General features: G+C 60.2%; 18 protein-coding genes and 1 pseudogene. 7 read left to right on the top strand and 12 right to left on the bottom strand.

Annotation, left to right across the window (positions count from 1 at the left end):
- Positions 1–104: 104 nt before the first annotated feature.
- The gene (locus QRN54_RS32765) at positions 105–350 is read right to left on the bottom strand and encodes a hypothetical protein (protein WP_020908376.1); all 246 of its coding nucleotides are present in this window, start codon (positions 348–350) and stop codon (positions 105–107) included.
- A 223-nt stretch (positions 351–573) separates the two neighbouring features.
- Here QRN54_RS32765 and QRN54_RS32770 point away from each other — a divergent pair, with 223 nt between their 5' ends.
- A complete protein-coding gene (locus tag QRN54_RS32770; protein ID WP_003941392.1) occupies positions 574–954 on the top strand; it encodes a helix-turn-helix domain-containing protein in 381 nt (126 codons plus the stop codon).
- Here the strand turns inward: QRN54_RS32770 and QRN54_RS32775 are convergent.
- From QRN54_RS32775 to QRN54_RS32795, 5 genes and pseudogenes are all read right to left on the bottom strand, one after another.
- A complete protein-coding gene (locus QRN54_RS32775; protein WP_285184004.1) occupies positions 951–2,744 on the bottom strand; it encodes an AMP-dependent synthetase/ligase in 1,794 nt (597 codons plus the stop codon). The two genes, QRN54_RS32770 and QRN54_RS32775, sit on opposite strands and share 4 nt — an antisense overlap.
- Positions 2,741–3,184 carry a MarR family winged helix-turn-helix transcriptional regulator gene (locus QRN54_RS32780; RefSeq protein ID WP_007726042.1) on the bottom strand — a complete coding sequence of 148 codons (444 nt, stop codon included), beginning with the start codon at positions 3,182–3,184 and terminating at the stop codon, positions 2,741–2,743. The genes QRN54_RS32775 and QRN54_RS32780 overlap by 4 nt, the downstream gene beginning before the upstream one ends.
- A 103-nt stretch (positions 3,185–3,287) precedes the next feature.
- On the bottom strand, positions 3,288–3,419 hold the full coding sequence (locus tag QRN54_RS32785) for a putative transporter small subunit (RefSeq protein ID WP_003941363.1): 132 nt from the start codon (positions 3,417–3,419) through the stop codon (positions 3,288–3,290).
- A gap of 27 nt (positions 3,420–3,446) precedes the next feature.
- Positions 3,447–5,099 (bottom strand): sodium:solute symporter family protein, encoded by a 1,653-nt coding sequence (locus QRN54_RS32790; protein ID WP_285184015.1) that lies wholly within the window; start codon positions 5,097–5,099, stop codon positions 3,447–3,449.
- Between the two features lie 388 nt (positions 5,100–5,487).
- A pseudogene (locus QRN54_RS32795) lies at positions 5,488–6,881 on the bottom strand (plasmid pRiA4b ORF-3 family protein).
- A 229-nt stretch (positions 6,882–7,110) separates the two neighbouring features.
- Between QRN54_RS32795 and QRN54_RS32805 the strand changes: the two are divergent.
- Positions 7,111–7,707 (top strand): T3SS (YopN, CesT) and YbjN peptide-binding chaperone 1, encoded by a 597-nt coding sequence (locus QRN54_RS32805; protein WP_162114807.1) that lies wholly within the window; start codon positions 7,111–7,113, stop codon positions 7,705–7,707.
- 1,569 nt (positions 7,708–9,276) lie between these two features.
- Here QRN54_RS32805 and QRN54_RS32810 read toward each other — a convergent pair.
- Together QRN54_RS32810 and QRN54_RS32815 are read right to left on the bottom strand one after the other, a co-directional pair.
- Positions 9,277–11,100, bottom strand: coding sequence for a lipase family protein (locus QRN54_RS32810; RefSeq protein ID WP_197494226.1), 1,824 nt, complete (start codon positions 11,098–11,100; stop codon positions 9,277–9,279).
- Between the two features lie 1,314 nt (positions 11,101–12,414).
- Positions 12,415–13,515 carry an LLM class flavin-dependent oxidoreductase gene (locus tag QRN54_RS32815; protein ID WP_162114806.1) on the bottom strand — a complete coding sequence of 367 codons (1,101 nt, stop codon included), beginning with the start codon at positions 13,513–13,515 and terminating at the stop codon, positions 12,415–12,417.
- Positions 13,516–13,811: 296 nt separating this feature from the next.
- Here QRN54_RS32815 and QRN54_RS32820 point away from each other — a divergent pair, with 296 nt between their 5' ends.
- Complete coding sequence (locus QRN54_RS32820) at positions 13,812–14,813, top strand: MBL fold metallo-hydrolase (protein WP_285184006.1); 1,002 nt, start codon at positions 13,812–13,814, stop codon at positions 14,811–14,813.
- Between the two features lie 42 nt (positions 14,814–14,855).
- On the opposite strand, the gene QRN54_RS32825 is transcribed toward QRN54_RS32820, so the two are convergent.
- Positions 14,856–15,776 carry a universal stress protein gene (locus QRN54_RS32825; protein ID WP_007729266.1) on the bottom strand — a complete coding sequence of 307 codons (921 nt, stop codon included), beginning with the start codon at positions 15,774–15,776 and terminating at the stop codon, positions 14,856–14,858.
- Positions 15,773–17,218, bottom strand: coding sequence for an amino acid permease (locus QRN54_RS32830; protein ID WP_003940657.1), 1,446 nt, complete (start codon positions 17,216–17,218; stop codon positions 15,773–15,775). Before QRN54_RS32830 ends, QRN54_RS32825 begins: the two co-directional genes overlap by 4 nt.
- Before the next feature lie 160 nt (positions 17,219–17,378).
- Here QRN54_RS32830 and QRN54_RS32835 point away from each other — a divergent pair, with 160 nt between their 5' ends.
- Positions 17,379–19,172 (top strand): alanine racemase, encoded by a 1,794-nt coding sequence (locus QRN54_RS32835; protein WP_285184007.1) that lies wholly within the window; start codon positions 17,379–17,381, stop codon positions 19,170–19,172.
- A gap of 31 nt (positions 19,173–19,203) precedes the next feature.
- Positions 19,204–20,046 carry a hypothetical protein gene (locus QRN54_RS32840; RefSeq protein WP_285184008.1) on the top strand — a complete coding sequence of 281 codons (843 nt, stop codon included), beginning with the start codon at positions 19,204–19,206 and terminating at the stop codon, positions 20,044–20,046.
- Here the strand turns inward: QRN54_RS32840 and QRN54_RS32845 are convergent, their stop codons facing one another.
- Positions 20,047–21,021 (bottom strand): TauD/TfdA dioxygenase family protein, encoded by a 975-nt coding sequence (locus QRN54_RS32845; RefSeq protein ID WP_134999875.1) that lies wholly within the window; start codon positions 21,019–21,021, stop codon positions 20,047–20,049.
- 111 nt (positions 21,022–21,132) lie between these two features.
- On the opposite strand from QRN54_RS32845, the gene QRN54_RS32850 reads away from it, so the two are divergent.
- Positions 21,133–21,681 carry a nuclear transport factor 2 family protein gene (locus QRN54_RS32850; protein ID WP_285184009.1) on the top strand — a complete coding sequence of 183 codons (549 nt, stop codon included), beginning with the start codon at positions 21,133–21,135 and terminating at the stop codon, positions 21,679–21,681.
- A gap of 3 nt (positions 21,682–21,684) precedes the next feature.
- Here the strand turns inward: QRN54_RS32850 and QRN54_RS32855 are convergent, their stop codons facing one another.
- Positions 21,685–21,918, bottom strand: a complete 234-nt coding sequence (locus tag QRN54_RS32855) for a hypothetical protein (protein ID WP_047269827.1) — start codon at positions 21,916–21,918, stop codon at positions 21,685–21,687.
- Between the two features lie 280 nt (positions 21,919–22,198).
- Here QRN54_RS32855 and QRN54_RS32860 point away from each other — a divergent pair, with 280 nt between their 5' ends.
- Positions 22,199–23,692 (top strand): stealth family protein, encoded by a 1,494-nt coding sequence (locus tag QRN54_RS32860; protein WP_020970156.1) that lies wholly within the window; start codon positions 22,199–22,201, stop codon positions 23,690–23,692.
- Positions 23,693–23,722: the final 30 nt, after the last annotated feature.

A 23,722-nucleotide genomic window follows, 5' to 3' on the forward strand; every position in this document is an offset into this window, starting at 1 on the left:
GGCCAGCTCCTGTCAGAGGTCTACGCAACACTTCTGTTGCCGCAATATTCCTCGAACGAACTACCCAGCGCCACAGTCAGAATCACTGTGAACTCAACCGGTCGCTACGACGCTTCCCGCTCCTCGTCGGTGCACAACGCGGAGTACTTGGCGAAGGCTTCCTGCAAGGTCAGCGATTTGCGTCGCTCGGCGATGTCGCGGGGCTTTCCCTGTGCAACACATCGACGAGCATGCTCGATCACAGCTTCACGAATGACGCTGGAAATGTCCGCGCCCGTGAGCTCTTGGAGGGTCTCTAGGGCCCTCAGTTCCTCTACGTCGAATCTCACCGTTACCGATCGTCTAGCCACGCTCAGGATGTTACTTGCGGGTACACCAAATTTGGTGAGTTACATATGCGTCGAGTCGAATATCTTTGGGCGCCAAAACCTTCGAATTCCGATCTACGTGGGTAAATAGTTTTCCACTCACGGCACTCATGTAATGCAACGCACACGGCCCTAGCCAGCGTGCCGACGGACACTGTCGCTGTCTATGCTTGCGAAACACTGCCTTCGATCGGAGATATACCGCGTGAGCATCGACCACATCGTTTCCGCAGTCGACGGCGATGCTGCCGAGCGAATCAAAACGGCCCTGGCCGAGAGAGCCGCAACCTCGACGGACACGACCACGCTGGTGTTCGACGGCGTGAGCATCGAGATTCCGCCATCGGTCGGCGACGCCGTCGTGCAGCTCCTGACCTACCTCGCTGCCGGCGACAGCGTCGCCCTCGGGCCCGTCGCAGAACTCCTCACCACCTCGCAGGCAGCAGAGATCCTCGGCGTTTCGGACACGTATGTACGTAAGCTCGCCGACGCCGGGAAACTCCCGATCGAACTACGCGGCACCCACCGCAGGTTCCGCCTCGATGACGTGATGGCTTACCGCGAGCAGTTCCCCAAACGCGCCTAGCTCTTCGCGTACATTCCTTCGATCTCTTTCGAGAACCGATCGACGACGACATTGCGCTTGATCTTGAGCGTCGCTGTCATCTCACCGTCTTCCTCGGTCAGATCGCGATCGAGAATGACGAACTTCTTGATCGACTCTGCATGTGAGACAGCGGCATTGGCGTCGTCGACGGCCTTCTGCAGCTCCGCTCGAAGGTCCCTGTCGTCACGTAGTTCGGCGACGGTGGCACCAGAAGGCTTGCCGTTCTCCACCTTCCACTTCTCGAACACCTCGGGGTCGACGGTCAGCAACGCCGTGATGTAGGTCTTCCCGTCGCCGACGACGACTGCCTGCGAGACGATGGAATGCGAACGGATACGGTCTTCCATCGGACCGGGCGAGACGTTCTTGCCACCCGCCGTCACCAGAAGATCCTTCTTGCGACCGGCGATGGAAAGGTAACCGTCGCTGTCGAGTTCACCGAGATCCCCGGTGCGCATCCAGCCGTTGACGAACGTCTCTTCGGTGGCCTTGTCGTTCTTCCAGTAGCCCTTGAAGACAACCCCGCCGTTGAGTTCGATCTCGCCGTCCTCGGCGATGCGAACCCCGTTGCCGCCCATGGGCTGTCCGACGGTTCCGATCCTCTGAGCACCTGGGACGTTGACGCAGTGCGCCGCAGTAGTTTCGGTGAGACCGTAGCCCTCGTAGATCGGAACTCCGAGCCCACGGAAGAAGTGCCCCAGTTCAGGAGTGAGCGCGCCGCCGCCGGAGATCGCGAACCAGCATTCGCCGCCGAGAGCCTCACGAAGCTTCGAGTACACGAGCTTGTCCGCCACTGCGTGCTTCGCCTTCAAGATCAGCGAGGGACCGCCCTTGTTGAGGGCTTGGCTGTACTCCTTGGCAGTGGCTTCTGCGAAGGCGAAGATCGCGCCGGGAATCTTTCCACCGGACTCCGCCTTGCGTGCTGCGCCGTCACGAACTTTTTCGAATACACGCGGAACACCGAGGATGGTGTTGGGCTTGTACCGCTCGAATTGAGTTGTAATGGTGGCAAAGTCGGACCAGTGTGCCTGCGAAGCACCAGCTTCGAACGTCGCGAGGGACACCGCGCGAGCCAGTACGTGAGCGAGCGGCAGGAAGGTCAGGACTCGGTTTCCCGGAACCGCCACCTCGCCGATCGATGCAGTGAGAATCCCGCGCACCTCGGACAGGAAGTTGCGGTGCGTGAGGATGCATCCCTTGGGACGGCCTGTCGTGCCGGAGGTGTAGACGAGTGACGCAAGATCGTCGGCCTTGATGCCCGCGAGCCGCTTCTTCAGCTCGGTGTCGTCAACGTCGGCACCCTGTGCGGTCAACTTCTCCACAGCGCCGTCGTCGATCTGCATGACGGCTTTGAGTGTGCTTGGCGCGTCCTGAAACAGCTGCTCGTGCGCGCCGGTTTCGACGATCGCGATGACGGCCTCGGAGTCTTCGAGGATCCAGCTGACCTGCCCCTGAGACGACGAGTCGTAGATCGGAACGGTAGCCGCGCCGGCGGCCCAGATGGCGAAGTCGAACAGCGTCCACTCGTATCGGGTCGCAGAGAGGAGTGCGACGCGGTCGCCTGCCTGCACGCCAGCGGCGATGAGCCCGTTTGCGACGCCGGTGACCTGCTCGGCGAACTCTTTAGCCGTTACATCTACCCAACCCTCGCCCTTGGGTCGGGAGAACACCGTCAGATCTGGCGTGCGCTCGGCGTGAGTGAAGACGGTGTGCACCACAGACTCATTGTCGGAGATGGTGAACTGGGCTTTGGCGCTGTACTCACTCACAGGGTGTCATCTCCGTTGGTCTGCGATTCGATGCTGATTCTGAAGCGGTGGAGTGCGCGGGCGAAGTCTGCGACCTCGGACTCGGTCCAATCGTGCAGCCTGCCGGCGACTTGGTCGAGCCGACGCGCGTCGGCGGCGTCGAGGTATTTGCGGCCAGCCTCCGTGAGGTGCAGCGGATTGCCCTGACGAACGGATCCCGGATCGGCATACACCCAGCCAGCCTCGATGCACCCGCGCACTTGGCGCGAGATGGTCGAGCGGTTGACGCCGAAGACTTCGGAGATCTCCGTGGCCTTGCATCCGTCATTGCGGCCGATGAAGGAGAGGAACGAATGCTGGGCGATCGACGGGTGGTCATCGGAATGCCGATCCCCCGTCATCAACTGCCGCGTCAGGTGCACCAGCTCGTCATGAACGGCTGGTGGACCGGTGAGCGCCATTGCTCCGTCGTGTTGCACTGGGCAACTATAACGCTGCCCCCAGTCCCGATTGCAATATGACCGCCGCCACCGACAAGAAGTCCGTCGGTGGCGGCGTGAAAAGTTAGACCAGATCCTCACCGTTGCGGCGAGCAGTTGCCCAATCCTTGAAGAATCCCTTGCTGATGACTCCCAGCACGACCAAGACCAACGCCGGCCAGATCAGAACATAAATGGTCAGTAGAGCTGTACTCATTCGTATTCCTTCCACTTGTCTCGACGGTTACTTTCCGGACGCTCCCACGGCAGGAAGCTCGTCATCGTCGAAGTCTCCCGTCCGCTGCTTGATCAGTTCGAAATCGAACGTCTCACGCTGATTGACGGACATCGCAAAGCACACGACGGTACTGACGGCATAGGCCACCAAAGATCCGCTGAGCGTTGGGTAGTCGTGGAGGAAGCCGATTGCGAACGGCGCGGACAGCACGATCGCCAGGCCACCGACGATCTGCGCAACCTTCAGGCCGAAGAATCCAAATGCCATGAGCCCCAGCACCACTCCGATACCGACAACGGCAACGATGTCGGAGAAGATCCCGAACATCCCATCCATCGGCACCCAACTGAATCGGACGGGCAAGAAGGCTGCAAGCGCCACCAGCACCGACACAGTGAAGGCCTTGTTGGTGACCTTTCCCCAATAGAAGCTCGCGATAACCGGGAACACCAGCGCGCCCCACAGCGCGCCGACGAACACCAACAGATCAAGAATGCTCAGTTGCAGACTTGCCAAGGAGATAGCCGCCGCCGTGGCAACTATCATCGTTACTCGGCCGATGAGCAGCATCCGTCGAGGGTTCGCATTAGCCTTGCCTGCGACGGCTTGGCCGTAAACGTCGGTCATCACGATGGACGAGAGCGCAGCAAGGTCCGAGTCTGCCGTCGATGACAGCGCGCCTATGATCATGACAAAGAAGACAGCCAGCAAAATTCCGGGCAGGTACGACGCGGCCATCTGCGGAATCAGATTGTTGACGTCACCATCCATCGGCTCGATTCCGAGGTATAGAGCGAGAACACCCAGCATTCCGACACCAATGACCGTTGCGCCGTATCCCACGGTTGCGGTGATGAAGGTGGGCTTGATCAGGTCTTCGCGGACCGCGAACAGACGTTGGGCAATGGTCTGGTTGCCGATTGCGTAGGCAAGAACTGCCGCGATGTACGGCGCCCCCTGTTCGAAGAAGGCAACGCTCGAGAAGAAGTTGCCCTGCTCAGCGGTGAGGTTGCCTGCGCCGGATTCGAAGGCTGCCGGGAACCCCGCCGCAAAGAAGATAAACGGCACCAAAACCGCTACCGCACCGAGCATTCCGATCAGCTGAACGAAGTCGGTCAACACCGAAGCGCGGAAGCCCGACCACAGCGTGTACAGCAAAACGCCCAACGCGACGATGAACACACCCTGAATGAAGTTGAACGGCGAAAGCAACGCGATCAGCAGACCACCAGCGAGGAAGTTCGACATCAAACTGATGAGACTGCCGACGATATTGGAACCCGCGAGCATCAGCTGACTCGAGCGTCCGTGCCGCGCGTACATGACCTCGGCCAGCGTGTGGGCTTTCGGCGCTACTTTGCGAATTCGCTGGCCAAACGGATAAATGAAGAGAATCATCAACGCGCCCCATAAACCGTAGTGAATGGGGCCGGAGATTCCGTAGGTGTAGCCAGAAGTGGCGGATGCATACATCGACGACGCCCAAATCCAGGTGGCCGTCATACTCGCGGCCGAAACACCAAATCCTAACTTGTTTCCGGCGGTCATAAAACCGTCGGCACTTTCCTGCTTCTTACCAATACGAAGAGAAATCAGAAAAGTTCCACCATAAAAAGCAACAAGCAGTGAAACAATTACCAATGTACTGAACTGGACCATGTCGGACCCCGTCACATGCCACATCCTTCGCACATAATCGGCAGAACAAAGCACAAAACCCCTGTTCAGGATCTTTGCGCTTCGTTTCTGCACGCCCTAGGAGCGACCGTCATACCAACACCGGTCACATATTCAATTGACTAGCAACACGCACTTCGTCTTTTCGGAAACCCAACCTCCACAAAATAATTCTTCTGCGCAAGCTTTTGGCTCGACCACGCAATTCAACAACTGAGAATCGACCATAGCATGATGGCAATTTCGAACAAAAACTCCGATATTTTCCCACCCGAAAATATTCACGTTTCCGCCGCGGTAAAATCGTGCGCTTCCAGCGCATATAACAACTCCGCATCGATTGAAATCGATGCTCGATTCGATCGCATACCTACATCGACAGGACCATCCTGGCAAACCGTCGGCCCCACTCTGGATCGGCGGAAACATGCTGGTCCAGCGGATTGGAGACAATCGCCCCGATCATTCGCAGGTACACGAGAGTGTCTCGCACCATCCACGTCCAATCGTCGTCCCCGAGTCGTGTTCCGTCTGTTGTCGACCAACCCAATGCCGTGAGGCCTTCGATCATCACTTCACTACGTTCGGACTCCGACAAGCCGGCAGCCAACGTAAGGAACAGAATTCGGCCGGCTTCCTGCGCCAACTCACCCTTTCCCAACGGCATGGCCGTCACGATGTGACGCCACAGCTCGCCTTCATATGCAAGCACTGACGCTCCGAGTCGAGTCAGAATCAAAGTGCCTCGGAGTTTCCGGACAAATCCCAGTGTCTTGGCGGCTTCCACGAGTACTGCCAATTGCGAGTCACTCCCTGCCGTGACATCGATCCAGTCACTGCCCCAATCGAGTTCGTCTCGGGCGTCCGCAACATGGTCCGAAGGAAGTGCCCCGGACGCCGTCAACGCAATCCCACCGACTCGCGCGGAGTTCAGCAGCCACAGCAGTTGGCAGGTTGCTCCCTCACGCATCACCTCGAAATAGTTGTCATATCCGCCACGAAGCTCCGATTTGGCAACTGCGGCAAACAGTTTCGGCGCGGAATGAACCGACAGTCGGCGCAAGAAGTTCTCGAACAGCGAGCTTTCCACGGGCGGTGATTTATGCAATGCCACTGCAATGGTGACTGCTGCATTGGACTCTGCGGAAACAAAACGTTCGGGATCGAACAGTCCGGTACTCGCCTGCACGTTCAGGAACTCGCGATACCCGATCGGACCGCCAGAATCCTCCGGCGGGCACGCTCTCTCGCCGTCGAGACAGGATGGCTCAGAAATCGGCTGGTCTTCGACAATCTGCTCGAGAACCAACGTGTGACTCCACCTTGCGCGGGCGTTGTACTCATAACGGACGTACTCCCCGACCGCGGTTACTGCCTCGTCGATCCGGACTTCGTCCTCACCAAACTCGTCTTCCTGGTATCCGTCGCGCTCGATCACCTCTGGCGCGATATATCGATCTGGGCCATTGCCCGTTGAATGATGGACACTCACCCACTGATGAGCGTGTTGATCTCCCCACCCATCACCGCCTGCACAATCGAATGAAGTTGGTCCAGTTCGATATTCGACGGAACCGAAAACCGTCTCCAAATAGGCGGCGTGATGCAATCGAGTTCGATCCGCATGACAAAGTTCGCCACCTCCGGCCGTCGACGCTGATTCCGCATCTGCCTCGGCGTAAGGACCTTCATCTGGCTTTGCGCCGCTTGATATGCAGCTACCAAACGCAGATGTGAAGCTCGCCGAACTCTCTGACCCGTCATGCATGGAGGCTAGATCCGAGATACTCACTGCCACAAGGTTGCCCGATTTGTCGGGGCTCGCATCTCGTCGCTGGTCGGCTGTCAAGTCCAGATCAACACGGACCTACCCAGGCATCTTTGATCATCCACTGCGCGGACAATAGTGTGCGCCGATTACCGTAGACCTGACAGCTACCGCACGAAAACAGTGCCCAGCGCCTGCTCGGACTGGCACAGAACATGAGGATCCATGAGCGACCAAGACACGACCGCCGACCAGCCCCTCCACATCAACGGCGCAATTGCCTTGGTGACGGACGAGCGCGACGAGTTGGTTCGCCTGTGCGTCCAGACCCTCGCCGAACTGCTGGGCAGTGAGCCTGCCACCGATGACGACGGCGACATTGTCGTGCCGGTTCACGGATTTGTCGTCTACGTGACCGTCGCCGACGACGGACCCCAGATCAACGTTTGGTCTTCGGTTCTGACCGGCCTCGGCAATCCCTCGCATGCTGCGACTCGACTCATCGAACTCGCGCAGGAATGGCCGCGCCTCCGCTTCGCCTTCAGCGGCGACCACCTACTGGTCTCCACGATGCTCGACGCCGATCCCTTCGCTCCGCAGCATCTGCTGAACCTGATCGACGAGGTTCACGACTTCACTCACGAACTCGACGACGATTTTGCTGAATCCTTCGGCGGAGACCTCGACTGCGACGCCGATGACGACAGCTACGCCGGAGACTGCAATCCCGGCGGTTGCGGCGGTGACTGTGACTGTGCGTGCGGCGATGAAGCAGACGGCGAGCTCAGCATCAGGGCGGTCACCTCGACGCCCAGCAAGTAAGCAATACCTCACGGCTAGTTTTGCGTGCGTGCATCTCTGCGATTGCAGAGATTCGCGCACGCTTACGTTTGTCGTCGCTCCACGGGACGACCGAAAGCGACCGAATGAAAATCGACTGCGCGGCAGGAACGACGACGGAAAGATCGTCACTGCCGGTTTCGCGACTGTGCAGCGCAATGACCTTCGGCCTGGCAGCGAACTCATCCAACAGACCACGACGGGTTGGCCTGCTATTCCTTTGTGCGGCTTGGCCGATCGCTCATATCAGTCGCCGATTTAGACGCCGAACGCGCCTGAATCGCGAAAAACATTCGCCTACAGCTACTTTCGTCGGCGTAATTTCAACGACGCAACGCCCCCTAGATGTCGCAGTACCAACCAGACGACTGGGATTGCGGGCGAGGCCGCCCCAAGATCAGCCTGAGTACGGCTCGCACGCAGGTCCGGTGATGTAGCCCTGCTCGCAGCCGTGCTGCGTTTGGATATCACCGCTGGTCGGCTCTTTGCCACACTTAACACCGCAGCGTTCGTATCCGTTTACGACACCATCACCGTTCCGGTCTTCGTCAGGGTCATATGGGTAACCACCTCCGGGATTCGTGTTCGCCTCCGCACGCATCTCCGCACAGGCCGGATCGGTCGTGGAGTACGAGCCATCGGTGTACACCGCAGTTCCCGGGTAATCGCAGTACCGTAGAACCCTTTCCGAAGCTTGTGTAGTTGCCGGAGGCACATAGGTGTCGCAGGATGCCTCGTAGCCAGTGGTGTTATCGGAGTACAACGCGGTACCTGACTGGTAGAGGGAGAGATCGCCGCATACGAAGGTGATCGGCGCGACCTCGGGTGTGCTACTTGGGGGAGGTACTACGGACTCAGTTGCCGGGACGGCTGTTGACGATGAGCTTGATGGGGTTGTCGACGGCAAGTCTGTGCCTGGGCCGCCGCAAGCAGAAAGACTGAACGACGAGAGCAATGCGCCAACAGCGAGGATAAGCGCTCTCTTCATGTCAGTCTCCTGTGCGTTCCCGCACGCTGTTGTGTCGAACGAGCAACTCCGGCGATCATCGCCGTTAGCATTCTCCGCATCGTGCCGCCTTCACGCGGTAGCGATTCGGCTCACATTGATAATCGGCAGACGAGAAAACTCGTTACGGAGTTGCGAGTTCTCTCGCCTGTGATCGACAACATCGCGCCAGCACCGAGCCCCCGAACGACCGCCCGAACGAGAAGTTGAGCGCAGCCAGCTTTCCCGCTTCGGATTCGGCGTTCACCAGTTTTCGGTAGCACTCCTTTGTGTTGGCGGCACTCGTGACAGTGGTCGGCGTATCGACTAGTTCCGACGCTGATTGACCGATCGAGAGCCTTGACAGGAGGAAGCGAGTTGCGCGTTACTGCGTATCCGTACTGACCAATGGCCCAGTGCGCTTCATTGATCTTTGCGCAGACCGACACTGGCTCCGCAACCTGTCCGCCGGTAATCGAAGCAAGAGTGTGGTCAATTCCGTATCACTAGTAAGTGAGGCAAGTACCTTCGCGACTTAAATGACGTTCACCAGCCACTGAAACGCGTTACGTCAGCGCTGTGAAGTCGACGAGTTCCTTTTCAATGTCAGCTAAGGGCTTCTCTCCAGTTGCTGCTTCGATGGCTCGCGGCGCCAATCCTCGATCGAGCATGAATGCCATCAGTTTCGTGATTGTCGACTTGGCTGCCTGCAGCTGAGTCAACTGCCCCGACTTCGGATCGCTGAACGCCGTCAGGCGGTTGATTCGGGCGGAGAGTTTCGTCTCCACATCCGCCAACTGGTACCAGAGCGCTTCGTCATGAGGAAGGCCGAGCATCTTGCGTGCATGCTCGGTCGATACCCGCAGGATCAACGTTGTCGAATCCGTGATCGGCTGATCGGGGGCACCGCCGCCTACCGCCGCGCCCGCGGCCACCGCCGCGCCCGCTCCGGCCAAACCACCAAGCATTCCGAGACCACCGATCATCCCTCCCGGCCCGAATGCTGCAAGCCCGCCGACGATAGCGGCGCCACCTGCCGCGGCAGCCGGCGCTGCGAGCATAAGCCCGACAGGTCCGGCCGCGACCAAGGCGAGACCGACTGCGGCTGTAATTACCCTGCCCCAGGGGACGCCACCGCGACTGTCCAAGCATTTCTGGACGTCTTCGAGGGCGGTGCTCACTGTCTTTCCGAGCTGACGCACGAACCCCAATTCGACGGCGATGTCGGCGAGTGCGTCGCGGGGGGCGTTGCCAATTTCGAGTTCATACGGATCGATGATGTTCGTCAGCGCGAGCACCACCAACTCGCCGACCACTTCGTGGATCTCCCATCGATGCGGAATCATCGGCAATTGACCATTGCTCAGTTGCTGTAGTTCGACTGCGACGGGCTGTCCACTCACTGACGCGGCCTGCTCTATTTGAGCGACGATGTTGTCCTGGACGATGTCGAGTGCATGTCGGTAGCGTTCGGCCAGCGCTTTGTCTTTGAGGTTGCGGTGGACCGCATGCGCGTAGTGCAGCATCAACAACACCGAGGCCTCGTTGTCATTGAGACGAACCGCGATATCCGATGTGCGGATGGCGATTTCCTTCGAGGGGTACAGAAGATCTGCAACCAGCATGGCGAGGGCGCGATGTCCGAGATACGCCCCAGAGGCATGGGATGCGCCGTTGTCGATGACGAAATCCTGGGCGCCGGGAAAGGTGGTCGCCAGCCCCCTGCCGCCGGTGACGACGTCGCCGACATCGAGGAAGTTCGACCAGTCATCGACCCGGCCGTACGGAAACTTCTTGAGCAATCGCTCGCTGCTGTCGTGAACGGCCTGCACATTCGCCGGGCTACCGATGGTGATGAACCTGCGGACATGGACATTTTCAGGAAGGTGGTCGAGAAGATCGATCGCGATGACGCTGCCCAGGCTGTGGCCGATCAGAATGATCTCGCCAGAGGTGGGCAGATGGTCAAGGATGTGCCGCAGGATCGCTCCGCGGACCGGTTCCTCCCGAACGTACTTGCGTACTTGCTGCAGATCCAAGAGTGATAGCGATCCGATCGCGGCCTGCTGCAGTGGAGCGAGAACCTGCCCGGGCACACGATGGAAACCGAAGGTACGGACCCCGCCCTCGAGACCCAGAATCCGCTGGACTCTCGCCTGGCGCCGCTCAAAGCCGCGGCGACTGGCCGAGTCGTCGCGCGGTTTGTACGTCACCGGGGGCAGCTTCGCACCAATACCGTTTGTTGTGAGGAACGAACTGTAGTGAGGTGCGATGACCATATCCCGATTGACCGCGCCGAAACCGGCCTGTTCGAGACCGCGGTCGAGACCTTCGAGCCAACTCGATTTCGGATCGCCGTCACCGATTCCGTGCAGAAATACAATCTTCACAACCATGTCCCTCTCGAAGGTCGAACCCTGGTATCACCTAAACCACTACTGTTGTTCGCTACAAAGATTCGAAAAAGATGAGCACCGCCGAAAATCTCGAACGGATTCTCTGCGCTAACTTCGCAATACCGTACAGAGGAGGACCGACACCTCCGCGACCAGCTTGCCAAATCTCGTTCGCGACCACAGCATTAGGTCAGCCAATTATCGAGATCGGCTTCGCTCGAATGGGGTCCTCGCGATTATTTGCGGGTATGTCGCGGTATTCGTCATGCGGCTACGTCAACGATCAAGTAATCGGGGATCGCAAACCATCCACAAGCATAAACTGTGACAATGGGTCGGATCGTGCGATCCGAACCTGAACATTCCCGAACGTATATGTGACAGCGCCCGATGCGGCGGATCTGAAGGCCGATGCAGAAAATCCGTACTGAATCTCGGGCACCCCTTGAGATCTGCGACGGCGAATTCCATACCGGCTGGTTATATCCGGCTCGCGCTGCCACTGGAAGTAACCGGGTAATCAACTCGATGCAACGTGACCGCTCCGGAACTGCTCTCAGCTTGCTCACCAAGACCCACCGGCACCTGCCTGGTTGTCGCTTTGAGAGCCGAGGTTTCGGTGTACTTGAAGGCTCCGCAGTTGTCATCGTTGTCGTAACTTCAGTCGACGCGTTGTCAGTGTATGAGCCACGCTGTCAACGCCAGGGCCTCGACGCTGAGCGTCGCAGCCGGCTATTTTCGCATGGCGGTATATCGGCGAGCTCCGAGTCGTTTCGGCTGGCCCGCACTCGCCGCAATGCGGCTGGATCTCACTTCACTTTTCAGAGAACGAAATCGAGGTCAGTCGCCCACCTCGACACCGTAACCGGGACAGCAATAGCGCCAAGTCCGTGGTTATGCCCCTGACCTGCCGCCCGACGGCGCCAAACATCTGCGCGGCGGATAGATCGGCAAGAACCATCGTTCGTTCGACAGTCCAAGGCCGAGTACAGAAATGGCAAGTTTTCCGTCGGGACCCTAAACCGACTGAGACTGCTCCTAAGTCGCCGAAAGAATTGTCGCCGTCGACTGCTGCTGCGGGGACAGCAAGTTGGCGACCCGCAGGTAGAGCATCGAAATCTACGCGGACACTCGGCCCACTATCACTCGCACTGCCGACGGAGAGCTTGACTGCGCCGTCCTCATCCACGGTGTTGCTGTAGAAGACAGAATCCTGATCCGAAGCGGCTTTACTGCCTCCGCCCGGGAGGAAGACGACCATATGCCGCGCAAACTGAAGCACAAATGGCACAACCGAAATCTGACGGCTCAGGCGACGGCGGTAAAACCCTTCGCCCGATCTTTGTCGGCCGAGGTCCACAGCGTCGTCGACAGTTCGGCCTTCACCAGCGGGATAACCTCCTCCGCAAATCGGCGCAGCGTGTCCTTCTGCTGCTCGAAGTCGAGCACGTGATTGACCGACACCGATTGGAAATCGTGGCCGTAGCTCTGGTGGTAATCGATGATCTTCTCGGCGACCCGCTCCGAAGACCCGACCAACGCCGGCCCGCGGTCGACGGCTTCCTCGATCGTCCGGAAGCTCGTCGACTTTCCGACCGCTTTGGGGTCGTGCTTGCGTTTGTCAGCTTGCGCAACGGCGCCCTCGTAGATCGGACGGAACTCTTCGATGGCCTGCTCGGTGGTATCGGCGAGGAACAATCCACCCGAACCCGAGCCGACGTACGCCTTGGACGGGTCGTGCCCGTACGCCAGGTACTGCTCGCGGTAGTGGTCGATCAGCACTTTGTAGTTCTCACGAGGCTGGAAGGCGTTGGCGGTGACGATGGGGTCGCCCCACTTCGCCGCGAGTTCGACGGCCTCGAACGAGGTAGCCGATCCATGCCAGATACGGAACGGGCCGTCATACGGACGCGGTAGCGTCGTCGCGTCCTCGAGCGATGGTCTGTGAGTCCCCACCCACTTGACGTTTTCCTCGCTGATCAGCAGTTTGAGGAGTTCGTAGTTCTCGGTGAGGTATTCGTACTGCTTGGCGATGTCCAGACCGAGGAGCGGGTATTGAAGAACCTCGTTGCCCTTGCCGATCACGATCTCGAGGCGTCCCCGGCTGAGTTGATCGATGGTTCCGAAATCTTCGGCGACTCGGATCGGGTCGAGTAGCGAAAGGACCGTGACACCCGTCGAGAGCAGGATTCTGTCCGTGGCCTGCGCAATCGCCCCCAAAACGACGGTTGGCGCCGACGAAAGAACCGGCCCGGCATGGCGCTCACCCACCGAGAACGAATCGATACCCAGTTCTTCGGCGAGAACCGCCAGTTCGACGACGCGGTTGAGCCGATCGGACGGGGCAACTTCCTCGCCGGTCACTGGATGGGGTGGGTTGAAAATGATGTCCAGAACCTGAAAACGCATGACCCGTCTTTCTCGATAACCGCACAGCGCGCCTGTCCCTCGGAGGCTAGTGCGCGACTCGTCGACGGATCCGCCATCCGAGGACGCCCCTGACACGGCGAAATCACGAAAAACCCTATTCAACAACTACTTTCGACTCAATGGCATCATTCGGTCGATAAAACTCTCCCCGATCCGAAGTCGACCGAAAACATGCCGCACTCCCGCCAGGCAGGACCTGTGTCACCAACCAAACGAGCGCACGGTAAACATGAAGTACTAAGAGTGCGTTCCCTTATCGTTAAGAGGTACTTGATATGAACGGTGCGGCAGCCATCGGTGATGGCATATTTCAGATTCCTGTCCCGATCACGGACAACCCGCTCGGGCACACGCTCGTCTACGCCATGGAATCCCCCGGCGGACTGATCTTGGTCGACGCTGGTTGGGGCGACGACAACGGCTGGCAGGGCCTCAACGCCGGGCTCGCCGAGATCGGGCATTCGGTGACCGACATCGAGGGCGTTGTGGTCACGCACTTCCATCCGGACCACACCGGACTGTGCGGACGGGTCCGCGAGGCATCCGGCGCCTGGATCGCCATGCACGAGGACGACCACTACCTGTTCGATCAGATGGCCACTGCGCGTAACGAGGAGTGGATGGCGTACCAGCTCGACAACATGGAACGTGCCGGAGCGCCCGCAGCTGACCGTGATGCCTTCCGACTGGCTGCCGCGGGTGAGTCTCCGGTGGGCCCCGAGTCGGCTCCCGACCGCCTTCTCGCGGACGACGAGATCATCGCACTCACCGGCCGAGGCCTCCGCGTTGTCTACACCCCCGGCCACACGCCTGGTCACGTCTGCTTCTACCTCGACGACGCCGACGTCATGTTCACCGGCGACCACGTCCTGCAGAAGACCACACCACACGTCGGCAATTTCGTGTACCCACTCGACGAGCGAGACGCCCTCGCCGACTTCCTCCACTCGCTCGCACGCGTGCAGAACATGAACATCACCCGCGGTCTCGGCGCTCACGGCATTCCGATCGACGACGTCGGTGGCCGCGCCGGCGAGCTGATCGAGCATCACCAGGAGCGACTCGATCACCTGCTGCAAGAGTTCGCCGACGACAAGCTCACCGTGTGGGACGTCGCGGCAAAGATGAAGTGGTACAAGCCGTGGGCCGAGATCTCCCCGATGGGAAAGACGATGGCGTTGTCCGAAGGTGCAGCTCACCTTCGCCATCTGGTTGCCCGAGAGCAGGTCTCTCAGGTTCCCGGCTCCGAGCCCGCGCTCTTCGCTCGCTCCGTCTGAAAGATCAGGGCCGACAAGCACTCCGCTCGTCGGCCCTGATCTCTATTCCGCTTCGGCCTGATCGACTATTCGGGTCGACGCCGATCGCGGCACCACTACCACCGGAACCGGTGAGTACCGCACGATCTTCGCCGCCCGACTGCCGAGGAACACCCGCGCCAGTGGACCTGCCTTGCTCGAGCCGACAGTCAGAACGTCACCTCGGTCCCACTCGACGCCCTCGAGCGCCTCGGCCCAGTTACGACCATGGCTGATAACCGATTCCATGACGTCGGGTGTTTCGGGCAGTGCACGCACGCGCTCGAAGGCAGCGTTGGTCTCACGCTCGACCACCTCGGCCCACTCAGAGATGATCGGTGAATCCCCCTCGGTCCCGAGCGTGGTCGTGTACTGCGCGTTCGCACGAACTGCAAACGCCGCCAATCTGAGTCCGGCATCGACACGCGCAGCCACAGTCGCGGCGGCGAGCACCAGATCGTCCTGATCTGGTGTGCCCGAGTATGCGGCGGTGACGCGGCGAACCACCTCACCGGGCTTGGTTCGAAATCCCCTCGGCGCCAGGGCGACCGGAACGTCGGAGCTGTGCAGCAAGCGTGAGGTGACACTGCCAAGAGCCACGTGACCGAACACCCCGGCCGTAGACGAATCCAGGACGATCATCTTGGCTTCGTGCTCGTGAACGAGATCGAGCAGGCCACTCGACGTCGACTGAGCCTCATGCACGACATAGGTTACGTCGACGTCGGAGGGCATGTCTGCCCGCGCTTTCGCCAGTGCCGCTTCGGCTTCGGCTCGCAACTGCTGGTGGTATTCGGCGTCGACACGCGCCATCCCGGGCGGTGGCGGCGAGGGAATCACCGCGCAGATCACCAGCGGTTCACCGGACGAACGCGCCAACAGCGTTGCCAGATGGACGGTTCCGGAGCTGTCACCGTCGGGTGCGTATCCCGCGAGCAACGTCATGACTCGGACTCCGATCCCAGTTCGGCGCGGTTCTTCGCCCCGAGGCGCGAGTGCTTCATTCCGTAGGCGAAGTACCAGATGATCGCGACGGTCACCCAGATGAGGAACACGTAGATCGTGACGGTTCGGAGGTCCTTGATGATCCACAGGCAGCCCAGGATCGAGAGGATCGGTGTGACCGGATAGCCGGGAACTTTGAAGCTGCGCGGCAGGTCCGGGTCACTGCGCCGCAGGATGATGACCCCGATCGAGACCACAAGGAAGGCCACCAGGGTTCCGATACTGGTCATTTCGGCGAGGAAGTTGATGGGAATGAAACCGGCCAGAATGCTGATGACGACGCAGACGATAATGGTGTTGGGCACCGGCGTCAGAGTCCGCGGGTTCACCTTGTGGAAGATCGACGGAATCATGCCGTCGCGTGACATCGCGAACAGGATGCGGGTCTGACCGTAGATGACCACGAGCGTGACGCTGCAGATCGAGATCACCGCACCGGCGGCCAGAAGTGTTCCCGGCCAGGTAGATCCGGTCACCTGTTCGAGAATGGCGGACAGTCCGGCTTCCTGACCTTCGAACGATGCGGAATCCTGTGCACCGATCGCGACGGCGACAACAGCGATGTAGATCGCGGTGACGGACACGAGCGCAATGAGGATCGCGAGAGGGAGATTGCGACGAGGGTTCTTCACTTCTTCGCCGGCGGTGGACACAGCGTCGAGGCCGATGTACGAGAAGAAGATGATTCCGGCGGCGGACATGACGCCACTGAATCCGAACGGTGCGAAGTCGGCGAAGTGATTGCTGTTCCATCCGGCGATGCCGACCACGATGAAGAGCAGCAGAATTGCGAGTTTGATCGAGACCATGATGGCGTTGGCCTTGGCCGATTCACTGGCGCCGCGAATGAGCAGAACACCGCACAGGCACACCAGGATCACTGCGGGCAGATTGATGATGCCGCCCTGCTCCGGCGCTTGTGACAGCGCGTCGGGGATCTGGAACCCGAAGAGGTTGCCAAGTAGCTGGTTCAAGTACTGCGACCATCCGACGGACACCGCCGCGGCCGAGACTCCGTACTCGAGAAGCAGACACGCGCCGACGGCCATGGCCGGAAGCTCTCCGAGCGTCGCGTAAGCGTAGGAATACGACGAGCCCGACGCCGGGACAGCTCCGGCCAACTCCGCGTAACAAATCGCCGTGAGTCCCGCGACGACACCGGCAACAACGAAGGAGATGATCACTGCCGGACCCGCAACCGGGACTGCCTGCGAGAGGACGAAGAAGATGCCGGTGCCGATCGTGGCGCCGATGCCGAACATGGACAACTGCGCCAAACCGATACTGCGGGTCAGCTCGCCGCCGTTGGTATCTGCGCCGGTCTCCTGGTCTATCTGCAAAGCCGGCTTGCGCCGAAGTACGTGTTTGACGAGAGTAGCCATCGACGCTCCTCTAGAGTGCCTGGTAGGAAACTGTTGTATCCTCATACTGCACGTAAGTGTCCTGCGACACAACAGTTGGAGCAAAGTTGCCCAGCTCACGCCAACCGTCCGGTCTGGAATGCCCGGATCGTGAACCGCCTTCGGAGAAAACAGGGAGATCATGACCGGACCGACCATCACCGTCGACCTGCGTCGTATCGAACAGAATGCGCGCGTCCTCGTCGAAGCGTCCAATGCCAAGGGTATTGAGGTGGCGGGCGTCAGCAAATCTACATGTGGCTCCCCCAAGGTGGCGCGAGCAATGGTCCGCGGCGGCGTCGCACAGATCGCCGACTCCCGCCTGGACAACCTGGCCCGCATTCGCCGCGACGGCATCACCGTTCCCCTGATGCTGATCCGCGCGCCGTCGCTGAACGAGATCGACGACACGATCCGCTACGCGGACATCAGCCTCAACTCCGAGTTGACGACGATTGCTGCTCTGGGCAGAGCAGCACAAACGCGAGGAGTCTTCCACGACATCGTGCTGATGATCGACCTCGGAGATCTCCGCGAAGGGATCCTGCCGGCGGAGGCGTTGGACGTAGTCGCTGAAATCCTTCCCATCGAGGGCATCAGACTGATCGGAATCGGCGCGAACCTCGCCTGCGTCGGCGGCATCCAACCGACCGTCGACAACCTGTCGAATCTGGTCTACCTAGCCGACGAAATCACGAAGCGGTTCTCGATCGAACTGCCGATCGTTTCCGGCGGCAATACGTTCTCGCTGCCACTACTCGAGACGGGCACGATGCCCGAGGGGATCAACCATCTGCGTTTGGGCGCCAGCATCGTACTGGCCGAATCACCTACTCCCCCAGGACTGTACGAACTGCTGAACAACGATGCCTTCACTCTCACCGCGGACATCATCGAGGCCAAGGTCAAGCCGTCGCGGCCGTATGGAGTCTCAGGCGAAGACGCATTCGGCCGACGCCCCGTCTTCGACAATGAGGACAAGCCGAGCCGACGCCTGATCTTGTCCATCGGCCGCGAGGACATCTCGCCGGAAGGCTTGACCCCGATCGATCCGCGCCTGAAGGTGATCAGCGCCAGTAGCGATCACCTTCTCGTCGACGCCGGAGAAACAGGTGACGAATACCGACTGGGTGGCACCGTCGACTTCACGATCGATTACGGCGCGCTCTTGATGGCGATGACATCGCCCTACGTCGAAAAGCGCTACGTTCTGGGCACCGAACCGATCGATGCCAATGCGACCGTCGAATTGATCGACCTCGAAACTACCGGCCTGGCAAGCCATCTCCTCGATCACGGTCTACGTGAGGACATGTCCGGAATCGGTTTCGACTGCATTCAAGCAGAGAATGCCGCTGCGGATCTCACAACGCTGCCGCTGTGGCTCACTGCCGAAGCCTGGCAGAACACCAGAATTCCGATCGCCACCGAACCTGGAACCGATTTGGGTGCAATCATTTTCGCTTCACACGGTGACATCGAACAATTGCTGTCGTCGGCGGCGGATCTGCACGGCCCCAGTTTGGAGAACACCGTCTTGGTGGGCGTCAAGAACGCCACGGTCGATCACAAGCGCGCACTCGACGAGTACGGGGTATTGCTGGTGACGATCGACGAGATCGATCGCCATGGCATGGCGGCCTTGATGCCTCGCGTCCTCGCCGCGGCGGGCCAGGGTGTGAACGGCGTCCACGTCCATTTCGACATGGACATCATCGACGGACGTGTTCTCGGAGTCGACGACACGACACATCTGGGCGGCCTCACATTCCGAGAAGCGCACCTCGCCGCCGAATTCATCAGCGAGACCGGCCTGACGAGATCGATTTCGATCGGCAGCGTCGCGGCAGCGGATTCCGATCCCCTCGGACGGCAAGCGACCTTCGTCGACGGACTGGTTGCATCGCTGCTCGGGCGCAAGGTGGTCAAAGCCTGACGCTGTCGGCAGCCCTTGCGAGAATCGTCCGATGATCACGCGGAGCTCCGGTCAGCACGTATTCATCGCACTCGGCACGCCATGGATCGATGCCGTGGTCGCGTTTCTCGAACCCCGAGCCCGTGTCGATCCCTGGATCATGCACGGAAAGATGGCCATCGGTGACCTGCTGGTCACGGTTCTCGACACCACTCCTCGCACGCTGCTCTGCATCGAGACCGTGGCTGCGCCCTTCGACGGCACGTCGCCGATGGAAGTCGATGAACGCCCGTACGAACTCCACGGTTTGCCCACCGTTCCAGAACTCGAACAACGATGGTCCATCACGTTTCCCACGGATCCTGGGCCGGTCGACGACGCACTGGCCGACCGGATTCTCACGGCCGGCCAGTCACACTATGCGCACTACTTCGGCGACATCGACACGCTGGATCCGACGTCCACAGCTGCCCACGCCCGAACGTTGATGAGCGAGCGGGGCAACTGCACAGGTTGCAGCTCACCGATGCCGTTGCGAAAGTTCAACAGCAGCGATCGCCTTCACTTTCATTCCGCATCACGGATCTTCAGGCAGGCTGAACCTGGTGACGACTACCCAGCCGTCCTGTGCCGCAAGTGCACCGGAAGGATGGCCACGTCTGGGCACACCAACTTCATCGACTACATGCTGGCGAAGAATCCGTCGTGCCCACTCTGCGGTGCACACAGAACCGCTCAGTGTGCACCGGGGATGCCGGTCCATCCGTTCGATCACCTACCGTGGCTCGCCGTAACTGGCTGCGTCGTGGGACCGGACACCCCGGAATGGACGTGCCGAGCGTGCAGTCACTCATGGGGACAGATGTTCCCGCCGGATCACCCGCAGCACGACTGATCAGTTCGCGGCGAAGCCGGGAAGCCGATCGATGTCCGCGATGATCGAATACTCCGCGGCGTCACCCTGGAGGATTCGACTCTGCTCGCCGTGGACGTCGACGGGGACGTCGCCGGCCAATGTCACTCGGTGCACACTGCGCGCCTGAGTCCCGTAGTCGGCGATACCGTAATGCTGAGTCGCCTGGTTGTCCCAGATCGCCAGGTCGCCGGCCGACCAGTTCCATCGAACAGTGTTTTCCAACTTGATGATTCGTGCCTGCAGGATCTGGTAAAGAGCTACCGACTCCGACGGCTTGAGCCCGACGAACTCCTTGAAGAAGTGACCGAGCAGGAGGGTCTTCTCCCCCGTCGCCGGATGGATACGCACCACCGGATGTTCGGTCTCGTAGATCTCACGGGTGAATTCGGCGTAGTAGGCCTGGCGCTGCGCGTCTACCGGGTTCGCCTGATCGACAACCTCGGCATAGTCGTAGGCATTGGTGTGAACGGCCCGCAAATTCTCGACCAAGACCTTGAGTGAAGACGGCAGTTGGTCGTACGCGGCGGTGGTCGACGCCCACGTGGTCGCTCCGCCGTACTCGGGAATGGTCGTCGCTCGCAGAATCGAGGCTTTCGGGATGCGGTCGACGAACGTCACGTCCGTGTGCCAACTGTTGGCGGCACGGTCGAGCACCAACAGCTTGTCGCCCCTGGACTTCACCGTCGGATGCGGGGTGGTCTGGGTGCCGAGGGTTCCGGCGAATTCGTACTGCGACGTGTCGTCGAGATGCTGCTGCCCACGGAAGAACACAACCTTGTGCGCTGCCAGCGCATAGTTGATCGCGTAAGCGGTCTCTTCGGACAAGTCGCCGGAGAGATGGACGCCGTCGATGCGGGCGCCGATCAGCTCGCCTACTTTGTGGACGGTGATTCCGCCGGCAGCGTAGATCTGCTCCGGGGTCTGGGTGACACGTTCGAGTTCGGTGACGGACATGGCGATCTCCTGTGAGTCGGTCAAGCCTACGGGCGCGGCAGTCGTCATGGCGCTGCCTACTGTGAACACTCAATCATTTACGCTGCGCGCCCGAATACGGTTGAACTCGAGGTGATCTCAAAGTTCACCGCTCCCTCGCCGGAGAATACTGCCGCTCACTGGGACGAGGCCGTCGTCGTTGTCGTCATGAGCTGTAGCGTGCGATCTGCCGCACCCACGTCTACGGAGGACAGCATGCAACCCGAGGGCCCTGCCGAACAGATTCGTTCAACGCTCGCTCGCATCGCGCATCTTGCCGATACCGGCTCGGTCGAGGATTACGTGGAGCAGTTCACCCTCGAGGCCGAATGGAACATGCCGGCCAACCCCGATCGCGGTATCCCCGCACAGGTACGACGTGGCCGCGAAGAAATTGCTGCTGGAGTAGTCGAGCGTCGAGCCGCCGGCATACAAGGCCCGGGCACATTCACACGCCACGTCACCACGGCGATCGCCGTGGACGTGACCTCGGAAACGACAGCCCGCGCGGATGCGGTGTGGACGTTCTACGTCGACACAGCCACGTCGCCCGAACTCAGCGGCGTCGGGAGCTACGCGGACGAGTTCGAACTCGAAGACGGGCGGTGGCGACTGTCGCGACGAGTGATCTCGCGCGGCTGACGGTCAGTCTTCTTCGCCGGTGATCGCCTCACACCAGTCTTCGACCTGATCGATCCCCTCTTCCGTCCATTCCGGGCTCATGTCTTCGAGTGCATCGAAGACCACCTCGCAGGTCAGCATCTCTGGTGAACCCTCCGACCCCGCTGCCTCGGTTCGCTCCGCAGACGCTGTCGCAACTGGGCCGGCGGCCAGCGCAACCGCCACCGCGCCTGTTCCGACCATCGCTTTCACACGCATCGGTTCTCCTCCTTCACTCTCGCTTCGGTCCTCGGGGTACCCGACTCGCCCCGCGCTACCCATCCCCGTCACTCATGTCCGACTTTCGGCGCCGACGGCATAGACTGAGCTCGTCGCCACCACGCTCTCGCAGCGTCGGGGGCGACAGATACACAGCTGGATCAGAATCGGAAGGCATCCCATTACAGAATCTCCCGCTCCGCACGACATCTACTTCGTACCCCCGGAGCAGGACAGCCCCAATCCTGTGGAGCCGGCGTCGGCCGCGTCACGCGCACGGATGGGCGAGCTACCCGAGACCGTCCGATTCAAGAATCGTTTTGCCCTCGCGATCACGACCACCACGCCGCTCGAAGCGATGGTCGAAGATCTCCTCTTCATCCGCGACATCCTCGACGCCGCAGGAATCGAGTATCTACTCGTCCGCGGAAACGACGAGCGCCCCGTGATCGCGGTGAGCTGGACCGAGCGCAAAAACCTGCGGCAGGCACTTGTCGAGGGATGCGCCAACGCACCCTTCTATTCCAAAACCGTCGACGCGAAGAAGAGTCCAGCGCTCCTTGTCGCGGACGGTGCCCTGTCGAAAACCAACAAGTCACGGATCTTCCGCTTGTTCCGTCCGAGGGTTCACGTCGCAAGCGGTATGAACTACGGCGCGAACATCGGCGTTCAGATCGAATTGTGGTCGATTTCCGACGAAGAAATCGTCCTACCCGTCGAGAACTCACTGACACGACGAACCGTCCTCCCCGAAGAAGCTGTCCGAGGAACCGTCGAGCGATTCGGCCGGATCTGGCCGACCATCGAGAACATGTTCGCCGATCATGCCTCCGATATCAGCTTCGATATCGATCTTGTCTTTTCCTGGGTCGACGGTTCTTCCAAAGAGTTTCAGGCTCAGCGCGCCAAGCGCATGCAGAACTACATCGTCGGCGAGGGCGACGAATCAGAAGCGCGCTTCCGTCAGATCGACGAGCTCAAATACGCACTTAGATCTATCCACATGTACGCGCCGTGGATCCGGCGGATCTTCGTCGCAACCGATTCCGATCGTCCGGACTGGCTTGCCGACGATCCGCGAGTCACGTTCATGCCCAGCGAAAAGTTCTTCGCCGATCCAAGTGTGTTGCCCACCCACAATTCTCAAGCTGTCGAGTGCCAGCTGCACCATATTCCGGGTCTGGCAGAGCATTTCCTCTACTCCAATGACGACATGTTCTTCGGTCGCCCCGTCGGCCCTGACATGTTCTTCTCCCCCGGTGGGATCAGCATGTTCATCGAGGCCGACACCAGAATCGGATTGGGACACAACGACAACGACCGCAGCGGGTTCGAGAATGCGGCCCGCGTCAACCGCCGTCTGCTGCAGGACCGCTTCGGTCTGATGACCACCAGACATCTGGAGCACGCAGCGACGCCACTACGCAAGAGCGTGATGGCCGAGATGGAACGCGAGTTCGCCGAAGACTTCGCGGCCACTGCAGCAAGCACCTTTCGCGCGAGTTCCAATATCTCGGTGACCAATTCGCTGTACCACTACTACACGCTCATGAGTGGACGGTCGGTGGTGCAGAAGTCCGCAGCCGTCAAATACGTCGATACGACGGTCAAGGCCGGTTTGCGCGACATGGACTCACTGCTCGCCAAGCGCTCCATGGACTTCTTCTGCCTCAACGACGGCAGCGCTCCGGAGATCGATCTGGAACTTCGCACACGCAAGATCACGGAGTTCCTGGAGAGCTACTACCCCATCCCGGCGCCCTGGGAAGCCTAGACGAAACGAGGGCCCAGCCGATTTCGGCTG

This window comes from Rhodococcus sp. MEB032 (assembly GCF_030208925.1).
Classification (GTDB): Bacteria; Actinomycetota; Actinomycetes; order Mycobacteriales; family Mycobacteriaceae; genus Rhodococcus_F; species Rhodococcus_F qingshengii.